Raw genomic sequence first — 19,529 nt, 5'->3', positions numbered from 1 at the left:
GAGAGGATATTCACGACGGTGGTCTTGCCGGCGCCGTTCGGCCCGAGCAGGGAGAAGATCGTGCCTTCGGGGACGGTCAGGTCGATGCCGTCGAGCACGACCTTGTCGCCGTAGGACTTGCGCAGCCCGTTCGCCGCGATGGCCGGGTTGGTCATGAGTGGGGCTCCTTTTCAGAGGCTGCGGGCGACGATGTCGCCGTAGGCGGTGGTCGCGCGGATGTTCAGGCCGGCGGCGGCGCCGTCGGTGTTCTTGAGTGCGTTGTGGATCCGGCCGTAGGCGGTGCCGGCGTCCAGGGAGGCGGAGACCCCGCGGGCGGCGCCGACCGACACCTCACCGGCCTCGGTGTGCAGCACGACCGTGCCGCCCACGGCCTCCGCGATCCGGATGTCGCCCTTCTGGGTGCTGATCTCCGCGGGGCCGCCCAGGCGGCCGACCGAGACGTCACCGGCGAGGAGGGTGAGGCGGGCGCTCGCGGTCTCGTCGAGCTTGACCGAGCCCTGCGCGCCCTCGAAAGCGACGTCGCCGAGCCGTCCGACCCCCCGGAACTCGGCGCTGGCCGCCTTGGCCTCGATGCGGGAGCCTACGGGCAGCTGGATGGTCACCTCGACGGATCCGGAGTTACCGAGGATCCGGTTCTTCGCCGGTGCGGCCTCGACCCGCAGGACGCCGTCTCCGTATTGGACCGAGATCTGCTCCGCCGCCTTCACGTCGCGGCCCTTCGAGGCGTCCGCCGGCCGGACCTCGACCGCGGTGTCGGCCCGGTCGGCGGCAATGAACCGGATGCGTCCCGCGGGGACGTCGAGGACGGCGGAGATCGGGGCGGCGGTGTCGAACTTCTGCATCGTGCTCTCCTTCGGTTCGGTGTTTCCGATGATGGAAAAGCTACGTTGCGTTCAAGAGTCCTTCAATAGGGTTGTTGCGCATAATCGCCATCAGTGCTGGTGAAGGCCGGGAAATCGTTGCAACGGCGCGCAAGGCTAACGCAACGACGGCTACTCATGCGTTGCAATGGATCAAAAGTGAACGCTATGAGCAGGCGTCAAGAGGCACGAAGATCTCGACCTGCCACTCACTCGGAAGCCGCCGCGGGGAAGCTCTGTGGTGTGCCCGCGCGTGCGGCGTTGTGTGCTAGTCAACGCCCGTGGACAACCTGCTCCGCCTCGCGCAGGCCCCACTCCAGCGGGGGTGGGATCCGATGCGCGTGGGACGGCAGCTTCCGAAGCCCGACCGACACCAGATGTCGACCAAATACTCGGGCGGAGTTGAGTACTTGCGCTCAGGTCGGCCACGGTGCGAGCCGGAACGCTTGGGCCATGCGACAACGACCACTGAAACTCGTTCCCCAACTGTTGGCGGTCCTCGTGCTGGCTGTGGTGACGCCAGGGGTGTGGGCTGCCTGGCTGGGCTGGGACCAACATCGTGACGTGCAACCTGATGGTTCGACGACCGGCCCGTACGAGGCGTGGCAGGTGATCGGGCTCGTCGTGACTCTGCTGGCGATGGTGTACTGGGCGGCATCCCGGCGCTACATCGCAGGTGCTGTGCTCGGCATCACGGCCGGCCTGACCATTGCCGCCTATTACGACTGGTCGGACGACTCCAGCGGCCTCTTCATGGTCGGCGTAGGGATGGTCATGGTGGGGAGCCTCGTCGTGACCGCCGTCGTATCCGTCGTGATCGCCTCTGTGAAACGAGAAGGCCCCCCGAGCCGGTGTTGATGGCTCGGTCAAGCGCCGGCGCGAGGGCTTTGGAGCAGCAGTTCGGAAAACCCGGTACGCGGCATGCCGATGACCCGGCAGGCCGCTGACCTGCTCGGTCCTGGCTGATTCCCCGTGGATTCCCTTGGTCCCCCTGGAAAGCCGCTGTGTCGGGTGCGCAGCGGGCGCGACTCAGCGCTTCTGGGCCCTGTATCGCCTGAGAAGAGCTGTGATCTTCACATGGTCGGCGGCGCCGTTCAGTTCGGTCAGGAGATCATCAGGACAGAGTTCGTAGTGGTCGCCCCACCATCGGCGCCCCTTGTTGTCCCAGATGCGATAGCCACCTGGGACCCCTCTGGCCACGTACCGTCTTCGGCTCACCCGTGTTCCCCCTTTGCCGCGATGACCTATCGGCCCGTACATCGAGGCCGGTCAGGCGGGCTCAATGGCTCACCCCAACCCGCCGCTCACCCCAGCTCCCATCCCGGCCGCCTTCGGCCCACACACCGTGGAGGGGGCATGGTCAGCGCGTCAAGGTGGAGGGCGCACCCCCTCTGCGTGAACGTACCTGGACGCCAGGTCCGGCTACACCGGTTCAGGAGCGGCGTGGGACGGGTTGGGCCCGACCTGTGGGATGCCGACTTCGACGGCTACTGGCTTCGGCCACCGTCAGCAGCCGCGGTTCCTGTGAGTCCCCGCTGGATCTGGCACGGGTACGGCACGGGGAACTTCTGGTCCGTAGCTCTATACAGAGCGGCTGTGGTCACACCGGTCCTCGCGCGGCTCCGCGATTCAGCTGATCCTGCAGCCATGGTCAGGCCTTGGAAAGCGTGACCTGTGACTCCTCTTGTCCGGTGTCGACGGTCACCGGGTAGTCCCGGTCGTCTGCCCGGGCCCTGCTGCGCATCGTCGCGGTGCCGGGGTGGAACGAGGTGCCAGGTTCCTGGCTGGTGAGGCTGACGGACCATGGGACGGGCGCGCCCGGGGTGCAGGCCACGGTGGTCTCATAGGACGCGCCCGGCGTCCCCTTCTTCTGGACCTGGAAGACCTGGCCGACGAGCGAGACGCTCGCAGGCTTGTTGCACGTCACGGTGCCGCCGACGGTGATCCGACCATCCGAGACGTTCACCGCGCCCTCGGGGGCGACGTCCATCCCCATGGCGAGTTCAACCGGAGGTTCGGGCATGACCGCGTGAACCGCACCGCGCAGAGGCACCGTCGACCCGTTGCAGTACTGCTCGAAGGTGGCATCGAGTTCACGGACGTAGCCGTAGCGGCCGAACGCGATGTGCTCGATGGTGAAGGAGCCGGAGTTGGCGTCACACCATTTCTCGGTCCCGTTGTCGGTCCCGCTGAACACCAGTTCCGGATCCCCCGGCTGGGCGTCGGGCCAGTATTCGTCTCGGCATGGTGCTTCTCGTCAAGGTTTCTCCCAAAGGAGTATTTTGATCTCGACCGACCAAGCACGCGACACATGCGCCCTTGAGGGTCAAGTCGGATGAAACGCAATCTCTTGAGAGGCAATCAAAGCCTCACTGAGGAAGCGCAGGAGCTTCAGCAACCGTCACAGTGGCCTCAGAAGTCCCGTCCGCCCCGACCCCGTTCGGCGGTCTGCCGGTCGCTTCATCCTCGTCGCTCGACCGGGCACACGTCGGGCACGACGGGACGTAGCTTCGGTCGTCCGCCCGCTCACCGGTCGTTGGCTTGAGCCGTGAGACCTGATTGAGGCGGCGAGTGCGCCAGTCATGTGGAACTGCCCCCGGCAGGTATACGCGTATGCCGGTCTGAGGGCCGCCCAAAGGCCCTTCGGCCAAGGCCCGGTAGCGTCCGCCCAGCACGACGCGGTCCGCTGTCGTCCACCGTTGTGCCGGCGGACGCTCGTCGGTCACGGGTTGTTGGGTGCATGGGTGATGGCCAGCAGCGCTATGTCATCAGTTCTCCGGCCGCCGGTGTGCCGGCAGTGGTCGGCGATCAGAGCGTCAAGAAGAGCATCCGGGCCGGCATGGCGACGCCCCGTGCACTTGCCGACAGGGTCGTAAAAGGTACCCGTCTCGTCCCGGGCTTCGATGAGTCCGTCGGTGTAGAGCAGCAGAGTGGCCCCCTCGGGGAACGTCATCGTGTCGACGCACTCAGGGGCGGCGTCGAGGGCCCCCAGGCCCAGGGGCAAACTTCGCCTACCGGGCTCGACGTACTGCACCGTGTCTCCCACGATGAGCAGGGGCGCCGGGTGGCCGCGGTTGACCAACCGAACTTCGTTTCCCCGCCGGGGGAACTCGACCAATACGCCTGTGACGAACCCTTCGAGTTCGGTCAGGATCCCTGATTGCTGAGCCTCGAGGACGAGGGCCTGCTCCAGCCGTCCCACGAGACCGGTCAAGGTGGGCTCGTGCAGGGCCGCCTCCCGAAAAGTCCCGATACTGAGCGCGACTGCCCTGACTGCCCCTATCCCCTTGCCACGCACATCACCGATCACACAGCGCACGCCGAACGGAGTGTCGACCACCAGGTAGAGGTCCCCGCCGATCTGCGCATCCGCCTGGGCAGCCTCGTAACGTGCGGCAAAGCGCAGCGGACCGATTCTGCCCGGAGGGTGTGGCAGGACAGCATGCTGAACAGCCGCAGCGATGTCACGTACGGACTCCAGCTGCATTTTCCGGTGGTACAAGATGCGATTGAGGAAGCCCGCGATCCCGGTCACCGTCGCAACCATGATCAGCTCGCTGATCGCGATCGCACTCCGGCGATAGCCGAAATACCAGAACATCATCCAGTCGATGAGGAGCGCGAACACCCCGGTGAGGACGGTGCCCCGCAGAGACAGCAGTGGAGCGGCCGACAAGATCGCGGCAGCATAGAGGGCTGCAGCGCTGACGGTGCGAGGCGTGCTGAGATCAATCACTACGGCAATGAGAAGCAGGATGGCCGGCAGCAGGCGGCCCCGCTTCCCCAACCACTTCCACGCTCCCAGCCTTGCCACGTGTAACCCCTGACGTTGCTGGGCTCCTGGTCAGCTCAGGCTAACCATCTACTCCCCACGTCACCCGACTCGCCTACGCCGTGTTCCGGCCCACGCGGGGGGCTACTACCCAAGCGGAGTACGCCATTGCGACTCGCGTCGAAAGGTTCACCACGACCGGTCGCAGGAGCCCACACACCCGGAGCGGGCGTGGTTCAGCGCGTCAAGATGGGGGGCGCCACCGTACGAACGATCTTGACGCCCTGGGCCGCGGCTGCTCGGCTCCGCCTGGGTCGGAGGTGGTCGGGAGGGGAGCCCACGACGCTCGCCACGTTTCGGCCGCACTCTCGGGGGCCTGCGTTCCTGCAGCTCCGGGGCTTCGCCACGTCTGCCTGAGCAGTCGTCATTGGGCATTGCCGATTACTGCTGAGCGACCTCGGACAACCCGGAGACGGCCCTGCAGACCGCTGACGCCGCCGCACAGCGACCACGCCCGTCATTGACGTACAACCATTGGGCATCCGTACCGGTCTGAAGATCGCCGTTCAAGCGCCACCGCCCGCTATCGGACAACGGAGAACCATGCGCGTCACACGTACCGTCCTCGCCACTGCCGCGGCGCTCGCGGCAGCGGTTTGCAGCCCGCTCCTCGCTGCCCCCTCGGCGGTCGCGGCTCCCGCCAAGCTGGCCGACGACTTCAATGGTGACGGCTACCGTGACTTCGTCATGCTCGGCGGGTCGCACGGCAAGGACGGCAGGGTCACCGTCGTCTACGGCACGTCGACCGGCCCCGGCACGCGAGTCCAGACCATCCACCAGGACTCGCCCGGCATACCCGGCGCGGTGGAGCAGGGTGACGATTGGGGATTCGCCGCCACCAGCGCCGACCTGGACCGCGACGGCTACGCCGACCTCGTCGTCGCCTCACCGGGCGAGGACGTCGGCGACATCCAGGGCCGCGGGGGGCTGACCGTCGTATGGGGCGGTGCCAAGGGCCTCGGCTCCGGCACCGTCTTCCACTCGCCCGTCGCGCCGGAGCACCCGGGCCAGGGCGACGGGTTCGGGCTGGACGTCGTGGCCGGCGACTTCGACGGCGACGGTGACCAGGACCTCACCGCTCTCAGCGGCAGCCGGGCTGGTGTCGTCCTGCTCAAGGGCCCCTTCACCCGCACCGGCGGACGCGGCGGCTGGCAGTCCCTCGGCGACGGCTACGGCTATCTGAACGCCTCCCAGCTGGTGGCAGGCCGGGTCACCGCGGATGCCGCCACCGACCTGTACATCCTTGGCAGCGATCTCCAGGGCGGCTACGACGACGTGGACCTGCGGGCCTACTTCCACCGCGGAGGCAGCGATTTCACCCGGCGCGCGGGCGAGATACGCGTGCCCGACGACGCCGGCCACCAGATCGGCGGCGGTCCCATAACCACCATCGGCGACTTCGACAAGGATGGCTACGGCGACCTCGCCATCGGCCGCGGTTACGAGGTGCCGGACGGGGAACGGGGCTACGTCACAGTCCAGTACGGCGGCTCCGCCGGGCCGAACACGGCACGCAAGCCGGTGAAGTTCACTCAGGACACGGCGGGCGTACCCGGCGCTTCGGAGAACGAGGACTACTTCGGCGCCGCCGTCGCCGCCGGCGACGTCAACGGCGACGGATACGCGGACCTCGCCATCGGGGCCCCCGGCGAGGACTTGGCGGGCAAGCGCCAGGCCGGCATGGTCACGGTGCTGCTCGGGCGTGCGGGGGGTTTGTCCGGCAGCGGAGCCAAGGCGTACGACCAGAGCACCTCCGGTATCGCGGGCGGCGTGGAGGACGACGACTACTTCGGACGAAACCTCAAGCTCACCGACTACACCCGGGATGGTCGCGCCGACCTCATGGTGGACACGAACGACTGGCTGGACAACACCCGGTCGGGCCTTGTCCACATGCTGAAGGGCTCGACGTCCGGGACTACCGGCACCGGCTCGAAGTCGTACACCGTGATCTCGCTCAAGCTGCCGTACACCCAGGTCAGCGGTCCTTTCCCCCACTGATCAGGGGAGTGCATCCCGGCAGATGACGGCCGGTCCCCTGCCTGGTCGGCGGGACCGGCCGCTCATGTGACACCGAGCTGTTCTCCACCGGCCCCAGAGCGTGATCGGTCCGGGCCCTTCGCTCTGGGGCCCCGGCAGGACTCAAACCTGCGACATCCGCTTCAGGGGTGAGGTGGGGCGAGTTTTCCGGGGTGCCGTTCCCTCTGGCAGTGATGACCGCGGCGACTGACCGCTCCTGCCGACCGCGGCTGGACGAGCCACGTGCCACGCACCATGGCCCGCCCGGCCATTGGATCAGCGCGAGAAGAGCCCGATGCCCTCCGGGACCGGGCGTTCTGCGCCACCGGTCGGGTGGTTGCGGACGAGGGGGGTGCCGGTCACCGGGTCCCGGGTCACCAGGGTGGACGAGCCGCCCCCGTCCAGGTTCACGCCCGCGTCGGCGCCCACGGTGCCGAGTACGTCGGCGACCTCGGCGACCGTCAGGCCCGAGCCGCTCTCCGCACTTCCGTCCAGTACCAGCAAGTAGAGCAGCTGACCGTGGTCACCGACACCCGCGCCGGTCCGGGTCGCGGCGGTCTTGGTGTCCAGGCCGGGCAGCGGCTCGCCGTCCCGGAGCACCGGGAAGCCGCCCACGGCGAACTGGAACTGCTTGCCGCTCGCCGTCTTCAGCTGGTCGGCGACCTCGACCTTGTCCCCGGTCCGGAGCGCGCGCAGCCGGTCCGCGCCGGCCTCCCGGCCGACCAGCACCACGGTGTCCTCGGCGATCGCGCCGGCCCCGATCGTCGGGGATCCGGAGACCACCCGGCCGTTGTGGACGGTGACCTCGTAGGTGTCCGTGGAGCAGGCCGCAGCCCGGACGGTGTCGGTCCCGCACACCGAGCGCTGCCGCGAGACCTCGCCCCACTTCGGGGTGAATACTCCCACCCCGTTCACCGGGATGGCGTACTGGTTGAAGCCGCCCAGGTCGAACGAACCGGACTTGGTGCTGACGCTTCCCTTGAGCGTCAACTCGTCCAGCCGGGCCCGCTTGTCGGAGCCCACTCCGATCACATCGCGCGTCGATGTGCCGGGCGGCAGACCGGGACCGAACCGCTGGCCGTCCGGCACAGCCGCCTTGAGTGCCTCACCGTGAGCAATCGCCGGGCCGACCGCGGAGTTGGTCGGGGCCACCCCCACGTGCTGGGACTCCTCGATGTTGAAGAAGTCCGCGTTGACGCCCGCCACCGCGCCCTGGGCGGCGGCCATCCGGGACAGCTTGACGCGGCTGGAGACAGTGCCGGGGGTGAGCAGGTCCACCGAGACATGCCGGTCGGTGAGGTCGGCGGTGACCAGATGCCCGGACACCACCCCGTGCGAGCCCGTCACCGAGAACGCCCGGTAACTGATGCCCGGTGCCACGGACACATCGTCAGCCAACCGGACCTTGTCCAGCGCGGTTGCCTGCCCGAGACCCGCACTCGCGACCACCGCACCCACGGTGGCCGCCGCGGCGACGACCGTACGAGCCCGACCAGCAGATCTCATCATGTGATGTACCGTCATATCTCTTTGGGTGCAAGATCTTTGATAGACGGCATGACACAGGACGGGACGCAACATCGGACAACGGCGCGCCGAAGGGGCGGCGAACTCTGATGGCGCGCCGCCCACAGGACGCGCTGGCGGCCACTCACCGATGAGCAGCAGCACCGCATCGACGTCGTCGCCGCAGTGTCCGCCCACTCGGCCGAACGCGCCCTCGACGTCGGGACAACCGCGCCCGCCTCGACATCCTCTGCCCGATCTGCGACGGACCCCTCGACCTCCACGGAGGAGCCGGCGCCGCCCTCCACCGTCCTATGCACCAAGTGCGGCACCACTTGGACACACGATCAGGGCTAACGATTAATCACCACCTGCTTGGGACGGGCACCGGAACCTCCTCGTCGTGGCCGTCCCAAGTCACGTACGTGGATGGAATCGACCATGCAGCAGCACCGACCATGTGGAACTCCGCGGAGTCGCCAGCTGCCAGATTCATGCCCTGGAGGCGATCACCAATCGGCGGGAATCCACGCTCGCTCATCGTCACGCCCGCCGCATCGCCTGTGCGAGTGTTCCGTAGTTGGAAGCTGTGCTCGGCGGGCAAGCGGTACGTCGTCCTGCCCGCCTTTCTGCACCTGGATCTGCGAAGGCATCTCGACTGGTACGCGGAGAAGGGACCAGAGTGACTTCTGTTCGTAGGTGAGCAGGGAGCGCCGTTCCGCCGCTCATCCTTCGGGCGGAAGTGGCGCAAGGCGCGACGGACGGTCGGCATGCCAGACAGCTTTTGTTTCTACGACCTTCGTCACACCGGCCACACGCTGGCCACGCGCTCAGGGGCGACGCTCAAAGGCACGATGGTCCGGGCCGGACAGTCGTCTGAGAAAGCTGCGCTGATCTATCAGCACTCGCATCACGAGCGGCAAAAAGAGGTCGCGAGCGGGCTGGACAAGATGGTCCGAGCCGCTCGGGGCAAGGGCGCTGAAGAGCGGAAAGACGGTCAAGGTGGTGCGGAGGTGGTGCGCGACGCTTAGACCGGTCTAGGCAACAAGAAAGCCCCCGGCCGAGGGCCTGGGGCTCTTGCATGGAGCGGGTGACGAGAATCGAACTCGCGCTCTGAGCTTGGGAATCACCGGCGCTCAGGGCAACGATGAGGCCCCTGACCTGCGTATACAGGTCATTGGGCAGTCCGTGATGAGGGTACGTAGGCACCCTTGTTGACCGCTGTGGGCCGCTCCTAAGGGCACGAATAGGGCACGGCTCCGTGGCTGGGCGGAGGCGGCGCAGCGAACGCCGCCCTCCACGCCTCGGGCGAAGGCCGGAGACGTGAGGCAGCGCCTCTTTCGCACGTGCAAGAGGGGGCGCCGGGCGCCATGTCTGGGCCTCACACAGGATTCCGTCGGCGGAATCCACTCATGCCCGCGTGAGCCGGGAGGTGAATCAACTGGGGCAGCACTGTATGAGGCTGTGGGCCGCTCCGATGAGGAGCGGCCCACAGTTGGATCAGGCGGTTGGGTCAGCTGAGCTGCTGGAAGTTGAGCCAGCCGCTGGTGCCGACGGCAGTGGGTGTACCGATGCCGGTCGGGGTGATGCCGGGATAGAAGTAGAGCTCCTTGCCGGTGTCGTGGCTGGTGGCGAAGAGGTCGGGCTTGTTGTCGCCGTTGGCGTCGCCTTCAGAGGTGATCAGGGGGTGGGTGGTGTTGTCCCAGCCGGTGGCGTTGATGGTGACGGTGCTGCTGCCGAGTCCCTCGCCAGCGGGTCCGGTACCTGTGTAGAGGCGCAGGCGGCCATCCGTCCTGTGCCTGGCGATCATGTCGACCCGGCTGTCTGCGTTGACATCGCCGGGAGCGATCATGTCGTAGTCGCCCCAGCTGCCGTTGCCGATGAGGATGGGGTCGGCGTACTCGTCGAGGTAGAAAGTGTCCGACCCGTAGTACAGCCAGAGGTAGTTGCCCTCCTTGACCAGCAGGTCGGTGTGTCCGGGGACGTCTGGTGTGCCGTCGGCGTCGGTGTCGAGCGGGCCGTCGACATCGCCGATCGCCAGGACCTGGGCGGCGTTTGCCCAGTGGTTGTTCTCGGGGTTGTAGACGGTGAGTGGCTGCCGGTCGTAGGTGCACGCCTGGGAGGCGCCGTTGGCTTCTTCACCGCGAGAGGTACAGGCGTAGCCGAGGCCGTTGTTCGGGTAGACGTACAGGTTCTTCAGGCTGTCTGCCTGGGGCTGGGCGGCGACGAGGTCTTCGTAGCCGTCGTTGGTCCAGTCCCCGCGGTGGCTGATGGAGGCCCCGTTGAAGTTCGTGCCGCTGGCGACGGTGTAGGGGGCGTGCTGGCCGTTGCCCTGGCCGGGGTAGAACCACAGGGCGCCGTCGGTGCGAACCCCGTACATGTCGGTGTTGCCGTCGCCGTTGAGGTCACCGGGCTTGTCGGTGATGCCGGGGCTGTCGGCGTAGAAGATGTAGACGGCGTGGTCGGAGATGTTGCCGGCCTTGTCGATGCTGCGCGCATAGAGGGTGTGGTTGCCCGTGGCGAGCGGGGTGAGCTTGATGGCGACTGAGCCGCCCTGGGCGCTGGGTGCGGCGCTGCGGACAGTGCCGTCCCAGTCGGTCCAGTACTCGTACTTGGTGACGTCGGTGACGCCTCCGCTGCTGACGGTGAAGGTTCCCTCGGTGCGTGCCTTGCCGGTGGTGGCGGGCCAGCCGTCGGAGCCGTCGGGGAACTGGCTGGAGGTGACGGCCGGCGGGGTGGAAGGCCGGGTGGGGTCAAAGACGAAGCGGCAGCCGGGCTTGCCGCTGGCGGGAACCCAGTCGGACGAGAGTGTCCCGTCCTCGGCCTGCGCCTTCCAGGAGAAGTTGCCGTTCGCCATCGACAGATAGGGGGTCAGCTCCGCCTTGGTGACCTTCAGTCTGGCGACGGTGCCGGAGGTGACGGAGACCCATTTGCTGACAATGATCACGCCGTTGGGGTCGTCGTTGGGGTGGTGGCCGGTGGGCCAGAGGTTGAACTGGGCCTTGACGGTGCCGCCGTCGGAATCGGAGACCTTCGCCGTGAGGTAGATGTCGGTGTTGCCGATCAGGCCGTAGGGAGCGGTGTCGCCGCAACCGGCGGAGTTCTTGGTGCTGGGGATGGTGTCCAGGGCGGAGGGCAGGTTGGGAACGGTGTTGTAGGTGGTGGAGAGTACGGCGCTGCTGGCGGTGAAGCGCTTATAGGCGTACGCGTCGCTTTCGGTGGTGGCGCGCAGGCCGATGGTGATGTTGTGCCAGTGCCCGGAGGCGGCGTCCTTGGCCGCGGAGGTGGCATCGAAGGCGAGGTTGCCGGCCGGGCAGGCCGAGGACCATCCCTTGGCGTCGGAGACGGTGTCCAGCTTCCGCGACCACGTCGGCTGGTTGCTCCAGGTATTGGACGAGGTGATGGTCCCGGTCAGCCACGCCTGCACCTCTCGCTTGGTGCACGAGTAGGAGTAGCTGTTCGTGATCCGGAAGGTGGAGCTGGAGATCACCTTGTTGGTGTTCCAGAGGTTGTCGGAGTCCATCCGGAAGAACGAACGAGAGGTGCCGTCACCGGGATTACCGACGCGCGCATAGCTGGTGACCTTGTTGCCGTCGCCCTCGTCCCAGCCGTTGCCGTTGTAGTACGCGGTGCTCGGGGAACTGCTGTAGGCGATGGTCCACGCTTCCCGCGCACCCGAGATGGACGGATCGATATAAACGGGATACGTGGTGTCCGCGCCCTTGAGTACATCCGGGTCCGGGGTGAGGGACAGGGCGCCGCCGGCGATATCGACGTCCAGGGCGGCTTGCTGCGCCCCGTATGGGGCCTCGAGCTCATGGGCCTGAGGCGGAGGCGCGGGCTCCGCGCTGCGGCTGGCAGGCGGCTGGGTGCTGTCCCACATCATCGGGGTGGGGGCGGTGAAGATCTCCTGGCCGGCCGGGTTGACGGCGCGGATGTTGCCGTTTTCGTCGGCGTTCACGGTCAGTCCGTCGGTGGTCAGCGGGAGCTTGATCTCGCCCAGCGCCGGGTTTGCGGCCCCCAAGGCACTCTTGACCACAAGCAGTTGCCCGAAGCCGGCGGAGCCCGCCTTGAGCTTCAGGTCAACATCCTCCAGGACGTTTGCGTAAGTGACCGAGTCGCCGTCGACAGTCGGCTTGGGGAGCGGCTTGGGCCAACTCCACGACATGCTGCGGCCGTCGCGCTCGATGGTGGCGAGCGGTCCGTCACCGCCGCCGGAGAACTGCACGCCTACCTCGGCGGCCTTCGGTGAATAGGAACCGTCGGCGTTGGTCTTCAGGCTGGTGTCGATCTGTACGAGCGCTCCGGACTTCCGCACGAACTGCGGAAGTGTGTATGTGTCCTGAGTGAACGAACCGTCAGGATTCGCGAATATCTGGGTGGTCTCGGTCCGGCGGGACAACAATTCAGATGGCTCACCAGAATTGGCGGCTTCGGTGAGGGCCTGCGCCTCTTCGGAGTTGCGCTCAAGGCCGGTCGACGACGTGGCAGGATTGCCCTCATCGGCCGCAGCGGGCAAGGCAGTTACGACTGGCACCACTGCGACAAGGGCCGCCACTGCGGCCAATGATATGCGCCGGGACGCGGTGCGCCCCGTTCTCTTTCGCAGACTTCCCACTGGGTTCCCTTTCGGACCGTTCACAGCTTTCTGGCGCACCATACAGGGCAATTGATTGAGGCTCGGTCCCGGCTTCGCGCATTTCGAGATGACATATTTCGCCCCATAGAGGTGTCTATTTCCGGTATCGTCCGGTTGGCGTCGGGGGCGTCGCACGGGCGTCATAACGCCAGGTCAAGTGCGACCTCGGCCTACTCCGTGACGGCGCCGCATGGGGCAAATTGCCCTTCTCGCCACATCTTGATCAATTTCGCTTACGGGTTGGTTAAGGAATCACCGCTGCATCCATCGAGGGGGCTACGCAGTTGATTAGTGGTGTTAATGTCCCGGGGTTAATCGACTCTGCGCTTCTCCTGTTGGGGGAATTTGTGTCCGGATTTCCGGCTGGAGGTGCCCGCCTATTTCGGCGTGGCGCCAGAAGACGTGTGACGAGTGTGCGGCTGGTTGCCGTATCTCTCGTGGTGTATCTCTTTGCGGGATTGCTTGCGGGCCCGGTGGCGGCCGCTGCCGAGCTGAGCCTGCTGAAGCTAAAGAAGCCGGACCCGGTATCGACGTCGAGTGTGACGAAGCGTCAAATATCAAAGCCGGACCAGGCGGGTCGGAACGCCTGGAAGTCCGCACCCACTGTCAGCTGGCCGCAGCCCGGAGCGAGCACAGCGACTCTCCCCAAGTCCGGTACGGTCGCCGCCGGTTCCTCGCACGTGCGCCTCGGGCGCACTCCAGGAAAAGCCGGCAAGGCTTCGGCGGGACCTGAGCGCGCGCAGGTTCAGGTGCTGGATCGCAAGACCGCCAGGAAGCTCGGCGTGGAGGGCGTACTGCTCGCCGTCCAGCCCGTCGCGGGCGCAAAGGGCAAGGTCGACGTGGAGGTCGATTACTCCGGCTTCCGTCACGCCTACGGAGGCGACTGGGCCTCGCGGCTCGTGTTGCGGCCGCTGCCGTCCTGCGCCCTGACGATCCCTGAGGCCAAGAACTGCGGACTCGGCAAGGCCCTGGCGACGGCCAACGACACCAAGGACGGCACCCTCACCGCGTCCGTCGCCCTCCCCGCTGCGGCTCCCGTCGGCGATGAAGCATCCGCTGACGACGAAACGTCGATGCCGGTGAGCAAGGCGCTTTCCGGTGAGCGCTCGGTTACCGGCCTGTCCGCTGGTGCAGGCACGGTTCTGCTGGCCGCGACGGCCGCGGCATCCGGTTCCGCCGGCGACTTCAAGGCCACCTCGCTCGCGCCGTCTGCTTCCTGGTCGGCCGGTGGCAGCAACGGCGGCTTCTCCTGGACCTACGACATCGACACCCCCGAGGTGCCAGGCGGCGCCGAGCCGGACCTGAGCCTGTCCTACTCCTCACAGGCCGTGGACGGCCGGACCGCGGCGACCAACAACCAGTCCAACTGGATCGGCGACGGCTGGTCGATGGAGCCGGGCTACATCGAGCGCCAATACGTCTCCTGCACCGACGACACGACCGACAGCAACACCACCGCCAAGGTCGGCGATCTGTGCTGGAAGAAGGACAACGCCGTCCTCAACCTCGGCGGCCAAACGAACACACTGGTCAAGGACGACACCACCGGCGAGTGGCACCTGGAGAGCGACGACGGCACCAAGGCCGAGAAGCTCACCAACACCGCACTGGCCAACGGCGATGACAACGGTGAGTACTGGCGGATCACGACGCCGGACGGCACCCGCTACTACTTCGGCTACAACCGGCCCTCCGGCTGGGCCACCGGAAAGGACGACACCAACTCCGCCTGGACGGTACCGGTCTACGGTAACCAGACCGGGGAGCCCTGCCACGCCACCGAGTTCAAGGACTCGTGGTGCCAGCAGGCATGGCGGTGGAACCTGGATGCGGTCATCGACCCGCACGGCGACGCCATGACCTACTACTGGGACAAGGAATCCAACTACTACGGCCGCAACGTCAACGACACCACCGGCGCCTCCACCGCCACCGTCTACGACCGCGGCGGCTACCTCAAGCGCATCGAGTACGGCCTGCGCTCCAGCAACTTCTACGGACAGGCCGCAGCCAAGGTCGACTTCACCGTCTCCGAACGCTGCCTTACCACCTGCACCACTTTCGACTCGGCCAACGCGGCGAACTGGCCGGACGTTCCATTCGATCAGTACTGCAAGTCCGGCGATGAGTGCAAAGACCGTTATTCGCCGTCGTTCTGGACCCGCAAGCGCCTGACGAAGATCGACACCTCGGTGTACACCGGCGGTGCTTTCAAGCCCGTGGACACCTGGGCGCTGACCCAGCAGTTCCCCTCCACCGGAGACGGCACCTCGCCCGCACTGTGGCTGGCCGCCATCACGCGCACCGGTCACACGGGCGCCGGCGACATCACCCTGCCGTCGGTCGCGACCTACGGCGTCAAGCTCGCCAACCGTGTCGAAGGTGCCACCACCGGCGGTGACCCCGACCCCGTGCCCCCGCTGATCCGCTACCGCATCTACGCCATCAAGACGGAGACCGGCGGCACCCTGGGCGTGACCTACTCCCCGGCCGACTGCAAGGCCGGCGACATGCCGAGCCCGGCGACCAACACCCGCCGCTGCTACCCGGTCATCTGGTCCCCGCCGGACGCCCCGGCCGAGAACTACGAGCCGTACCTGGACTGGTTCCACACCTATGTGGTCACCCAGGTGCTGGAGTCCGACAACACCGCTGGCGCGCCGGTGAAGGAGACCGACTACAACTACCTGGACGGTCTGGGCTGGGCGAAGGCCGAGGACGAGTTCACCAAGTCCAAGTACCTCACCTACGGCGACCGCAAGGGCTACGGCCGCGTCCAGGTCCGCACCGGAGCCCCGGCCGAGGGTAAGCAGACGCTGAAGGAGTACCGCTACTTCCGCGGCATCGACGGCGCCGAAGTCGCCGACCACGAGGGCATCAAGGTCACCGACCACCCCGCCTTTGCCGGAATGACCCGCGAGGAAGCAACCTTCGACGGCGACGGCGGCACCCTGCAAACCACCACCGCCTACCAGCCGTGGCACAGCGCCGCCACCGCCACCCAGGCCCGCACCGGACTATCGACCCTGCACGCCTACGCGACCGGTAGTACATCGCAGAAGACCCGTACCGCGGTCGGCTCCGGCTGGCGCTCCACCCAGGTCGATCGGGAGTTCGACGGCTACGGCCAGATCACCTCGGAATCCCAGCTCGGCGACACCGCCAAGAGCGGCGATGAGCAGTGCACCACGACCAGCTACGCCCGGAACACCACGGCGAACATCCTCACCCTGATCAAGGAGAACCGGACGGTCGCCAAGGCATGTGGCACCACCCCGTCACTGCCGGCCGACCTGGTCTCCGTGGAGCGGCACTACTACGACAACGCCACCTCGCTGGACACCGCCCCCACCAAGGGCGACGTCACCAAGCTGGAGGAGCAGGACGAGGCCGGCACCGGCTACCTGACCACCTCCACCGACACCTACGACATCCACGGCCGGGAGCTGACCACCGCCGACGCCCTGGGGAACACGACCACCACCGCCTACACCCCCACCACCGGTGAGGCGCCGACCAAGAAGACGGAGACCAACGCGCTCGGCCACATCACCACCACTGAGTACGACCCGGTCCGCGGTGTGGCCACGGCCAACATCGACGCCAACGGCAAGCGCACCGACGCCGTCCATGACGGCCTCGGCCGCGTACTGAAGGTATGGACCCCCGGCTGGGCCAAGGCCGACCACTCGGACCAGCCCTCCCAGGAGTACAGCTACAAGATCTCCAAGACCGAGCCGAACGTCGTCACCACGAAGTCTCTTAAGCGAGACGGCAGTTACGCGACTGCATACACTCTGTACGACGGGCTGATGCGCGAGCGGGAGACCCAGGCCCCGGCCATCGGCACCAGCAACCGCATCATCACCGAGAAGAAGTACGACACTCGCGGCTCCGTCTGGAAGACCTACGGCGCCTACTACGCCGACGGCGCCCCGTCCACCACGCTGGTGACCGGCGCGGACAACCAGGTACCGACCGCCGCCGAGAACGTCTACGACGGGCTCGGCAGGGTGACCGCCGCCATCTCCCGCAAATTCGGCGACGAGAAGTGGCGCACCACCACCACCTACGACGGCGACCGCACCACGGTCATCCCCCCGTCGGGTGGGACCGCCACCACTACCATCGTGGACGCGCTGGGACGCACCACAGACCTCCTGGAGTACACCAACGCCGATCGGACCGCGTCGCAGAAGACGACGTACGCCTACGGCAAGTACGACGAGCCGACCAAGGTCACCGACCCGTCCGGCAACGAGTGGGTGTACACCTTCGACGGGCGCGGCCAGCAGACCAAGGCCGACGATCCGGACAAGGGCGTCGTCACCACTGCCTACGACAAGGTAGGCCGGGAGACCAGCAGCACGGATGAGCGCGGCACCACGCTGACCACTGCGTACGACAAGCTCGGCCGACAGACCCAGCTGAAGCAGGGCAGCACCGTGCTGTCCGAGTGGACCTACGACACCGTCGCCAAGGGCCAGCTGACCTCCAGCACCCGCTACGCCGACGGCTCCGCCTACACCACCGCCACCGGAGGATTCACCGACCGCTACCAGCCCACCTCGACCACCGTCACCATCCCCGCCGGTGCGGGCAGCCTGGCCGGCAGCTACGGATGGACCTACGGCTACGACGCCGCCACCGGACTGCTCGACTGGACCATGAACCCGGCCATCGGGGACGTCACCTCGGAACGCGTGACGGTCAACTACAACAGCGATGACCTGCCGATCCGCACCAGTCGGGCCGGCGCAGCGCTGGTCTCCAACACGCTGTACGACGTGTTCTCCCGCCCCACGCGCACCGAGTTCGGCGCGTTGGGCAAGCAGGTCTACCAGTCGCAGGTCTACGACGAGTTCACGGGCCTCATGACCCGGCAGACCACCGACCGGGACCTGGCGCCGCAGCGCATCGACGACAGCACCTACGCCTACGACCCGGCGGGCAACGTCACCGGGATCACGACTGCCAGCGGTCAGGACGCCGCCCAGTCCGTCGACACCCAGTGCTTCACGGACGACAAGCTGGGCCGTCTGACCGAAGCCTGGACAGCGAAGACGGACTGCTCGACGGCACCTTCAGCGACCACGGCCGGCGGCCCGGACGCCTACTGGCAGACCTACAGCTACGACGCCCTGGGCAACCGAACCAAGCTCGTCGAGCACGGCACCGGCACCCAAGCCGGCACCGACGCCACGACCACCTATACCCATCCCGCCCCCAAGACCGACCTGCCCCACGCGGTCCAGGAAGCCACCATCAGCGGCGGCCCGAACAACGGCCAGAAGTCCACCTTCGGCTACGACAAGGCAGGCAACACCACCAAGCGCGTCATCGGCACCCGGAGTCAGGACCTCACCTGGGACGCCGAAGGCCACCTCGCCACCCTCACCGAGAGCGGCAAGACCACCAGCTACCTCTACGACGCCGATGGCAACCGCCTGCTCGCCAAGAACGGCGACGGCACCAGCACCCTCACCCTGCCGAACGGCAACGAGATCACGCTGACCACCACCGGCACCAAAGCCGGCACCCGCTACTACAACCACAACGGCGACACCGTCGCCGTCCGCACCAGCAAGGGAATCTCCTACCTCTTCACCGACCACCAGGGCACCTCGATGGCCGCGGTCGCCTCCGCCACCCTGGACATCACCCGCCGCAAACAGGATCCCTTCGGCGAGATCCGCTCAGCAGGCAGCAGCGCCTTCCCCGGCACTCAGGGATTTGTCGGCGGCACCACCGACCCGACCGGCCTGACCCATCTCGGCGCCCGCGAGTACGACCCCAACCTCGGCCGCTTCCTCTCCGTCGACCCCGTCATCGACCACGACGACCCGGCGCAGATGAACGCCTACTCCTACGCCCACAACAACCCGGTCACCAAGTCCGACCCCGACGGACTGCGCCCCCTCGGCCCCACCGACGGCGGCCAGGCGGCTGACGACCGATGGGCCGCCGACCGGGGCATGTCCGCCGGCTACACCTACAAGAACGGCAAATGGGTCTGGAAGCAGACCCCCAAGAAGGACAAGTCCTCCCGCCAGAAGTACGCCGCCTACCAGGCGAACCCCGCCCACTACATGATCGACGACGGTCACGCGCAGGCCCGCGCCAAGCAGCAGGCCGCAGCCCGCGCCCAAGCCATCAAGGCGGCCAAGGCCAAGGCCGATGCGGAACGCAGGAAGAAGGACGGCATCTGGGGAAGCATCAAGAAGGGAAACTTCGGCGCTGCCTGGGACAACGCAAAACAATCAGCCCCAGCCCAATGGATCGTCGAGCACCGGGCCGATATAGCCACATGGGCGGGCTACGCCTCAATCGGAGTGTGCCTCTTCACCGCAGGAGTGGGGTGCGCGGTCGTCGGCGGGATTGCCTTGGGCGCTTCAGTCTTCAAGAGCGCATACGACAACGGAATCATTGGAAGTCGGCGTAGGAAAGTTGGCGCATTCGTAACGGATCTGGCGAAGGACTACGCTTTCGGAAAGGTGGCTGTAGGAATACCAATGGCCCAAGCGGCTAGGCACATGAGAGTCGGGGATAGAATCTTCGAGCAAGGCAACACCGAAAAGTGGATCATGCGAGGATTCGAGGCTTCCGTCGGTTCCGCGTGGCAGTTCGCAGGAGATCAATAGATGACTGATCGACTCGGTCCCTTGGAGCGCAC

General features: G+C 66.8%; 10 protein-coding genes and 1 pseudogene. 4 read left to right on the top strand and 7 right to left on the bottom strand.

The window, feature by feature from the left end; translation table 11 throughout:
* Both ACFYP5_RS29280 and ACFYP5_RS29275 read right to left on the bottom strand, forming a co-directional pair.
* A partial coding sequence (locus ACFYP5_RS29280; RefSeq protein WP_389041617.1) for an ATP-binding cassette domain-containing protein occupies window positions 1-155 on the bottom strand: 155 nt, incomplete at its 3' end.
* A 15-nt stretch (window positions 156-170) separates the two neighbouring features.
* Window positions 171-842: a DUF4097 family beta strand repeat-containing protein gene (locus ACFYP5_RS29275; RefSeq protein WP_389041603.1), complete on the bottom strand. Its 672-nt coding sequence runs from the start codon at window positions 840-842 to the stop codon at window positions 171-173.
* A 471-nt stretch (window positions 843-1,313) separates the two neighbouring features.
* On the opposite strand from ACFYP5_RS29275, the gene ACFYP5_RS29270 reads away from it, so the two are divergent.
* Window positions 1,314-1,718 carry a hypothetical protein gene (locus ACFYP5_RS29270; protein ID WP_389041601.1) on the top strand — a complete coding sequence of 135 codons (405 nt, stop codon included), beginning with the start codon at window positions 1,314-1,316 and terminating at the stop codon, window positions 1,716-1,718.
* A gap of 171 nt (window positions 1,719-1,889) precedes the next feature.
* Here ACFYP5_RS29270 and ACFYP5_RS29265 read toward each other — a convergent pair whose 3' ends face one another.
* From ACFYP5_RS29265 to ACFYP5_RS29255, 3 genes are all read right to left on the bottom strand, one after another.
* Entirely contained in the window at window positions 1,890-2,078 is a 189-nt protein-coding gene (locus tag ACFYP5_RS29265; RefSeq protein ID WP_389041599.1) for a hypothetical protein, read from the bottom strand.
* A 433-nt stretch (window positions 2,079-2,511) separates the two neighbouring features.
* Entirely contained in the window at window positions 2,512-3,057 is a 546-nt protein-coding gene (locus tag ACFYP5_RS29260) for a hypothetical protein (RefSeq protein ID WP_389041597.1), read from the bottom strand.
* Between the two features lie 525 nt (window positions 3,058-3,582).
* Window positions 3,583-4,674, bottom strand: a complete 1,092-nt coding sequence (locus tag ACFYP5_RS29255; protein WP_389041595.1) for a PP2C family protein-serine/threonine phosphatase — start codon at window positions 4,672-4,674, stop codon at window positions 3,583-3,585.
* A 561-nt stretch (window positions 4,675-5,235) separates the two neighbouring features.
* Between ACFYP5_RS29255 and ACFYP5_RS29250 the strand changes: the two genes are divergently transcribed.
* The gene (locus ACFYP5_RS29250; RefSeq protein WP_389041593.1) at window positions 5,236-6,693 is read left to right on the top strand and encodes an FG-GAP and VCBS repeat-containing protein; all 1,458 of its coding nucleotides are present in this window, start codon (window positions 5,236-5,238) and stop codon (window positions 6,691-6,693) included.
* A 294-nt stretch (window positions 6,694-6,987) separates the two neighbouring features.
* On the opposite strand, the gene ACFYP5_RS29245 is transcribed toward ACFYP5_RS29250, so the two are convergent.
* Window positions 6,988-8,220, bottom strand: a complete 1,233-nt coding sequence (locus tag ACFYP5_RS29245; protein WP_389041591.1) for a phosphodiester glycosidase family protein — start codon at window positions 8,218-8,220, stop codon at window positions 6,988-6,990.
* A gap of 593 nt (window positions 8,221-8,813) precedes the next feature.
* Here ACFYP5_RS29245 and ACFYP5_RS29240 point away from each other — a divergent pair.
* Window positions 8,814-9,248 (top strand): annotated as a pseudogene (locus ACFYP5_RS29240) (site-specific integrase); the annotation flags it as partial.
* Between the two features lie 482 nt (window positions 9,249-9,730).
* Here the strand turns inward: ACFYP5_RS29240 and ACFYP5_RS29235 are convergent.
* The gene (locus tag ACFYP5_RS29235) at window positions 9,731-12,535 is read right to left on the bottom strand and encodes an FG-GAP-like repeat-containing protein (RefSeq protein ID WP_389041589.1); all 2,805 of its coding nucleotides are present in this window, start codon (window positions 12,533-12,535) and stop codon (window positions 9,731-9,733) included.
* 1,070 nt (window positions 12,536-13,605) lie between these two features.
* Here ACFYP5_RS29235 and ACFYP5_RS29230 point away from each other — a divergent pair.
* Entirely contained in the window at window positions 13,606-19,497 is a 5,892-nt protein-coding gene (locus ACFYP5_RS29230) for an RHS repeat domain-containing protein (protein WP_389041587.1), read from the top strand.
* Window positions 19,498-19,529: the final 32 nt, after the last annotated feature.

The organism is Streptomyces sp. NPDC005262, from assembly GCF_042872425.1.
Classification (GTDB): domain Bacteria; phylum Actinomycetota; class Actinomycetes; order Streptomycetales; family Streptomycetaceae; genus Streptomyces.
This window is presented reverse-complemented; position numbering and strand designations above follow the sequence as displayed.

Coding starts and splice junctions, on each gene's coding strand:
- ACFYP5_RS29275 (WP_389041603.1), bottom strand. CDS start 842: ATGCAGAAGTTCGACACCGCCGCCCCGATCTCCGCCGTCCTCGACGTC.
- ACFYP5_RS29270 (WP_389041601.1), top strand. CDS start 1,314: ATGCGACAACGACCACTGAAACTCGTTCCCCAACTGTTGGCGGTCCTC.
- ACFYP5_RS29250 (WP_389041593.1), top strand. CDS start 5,236: ATGCGCGTCACACGTACCGTCCTCGCCACTGCCGCGGCGCTCGCGGCA.
- ACFYP5_RS29245 (WP_389041591.1), bottom strand. CDS start 8,220: ATGATGAGATCTGCTGGTCGGGCTCGTACGGTCGTCGCCGCGGCGGCC.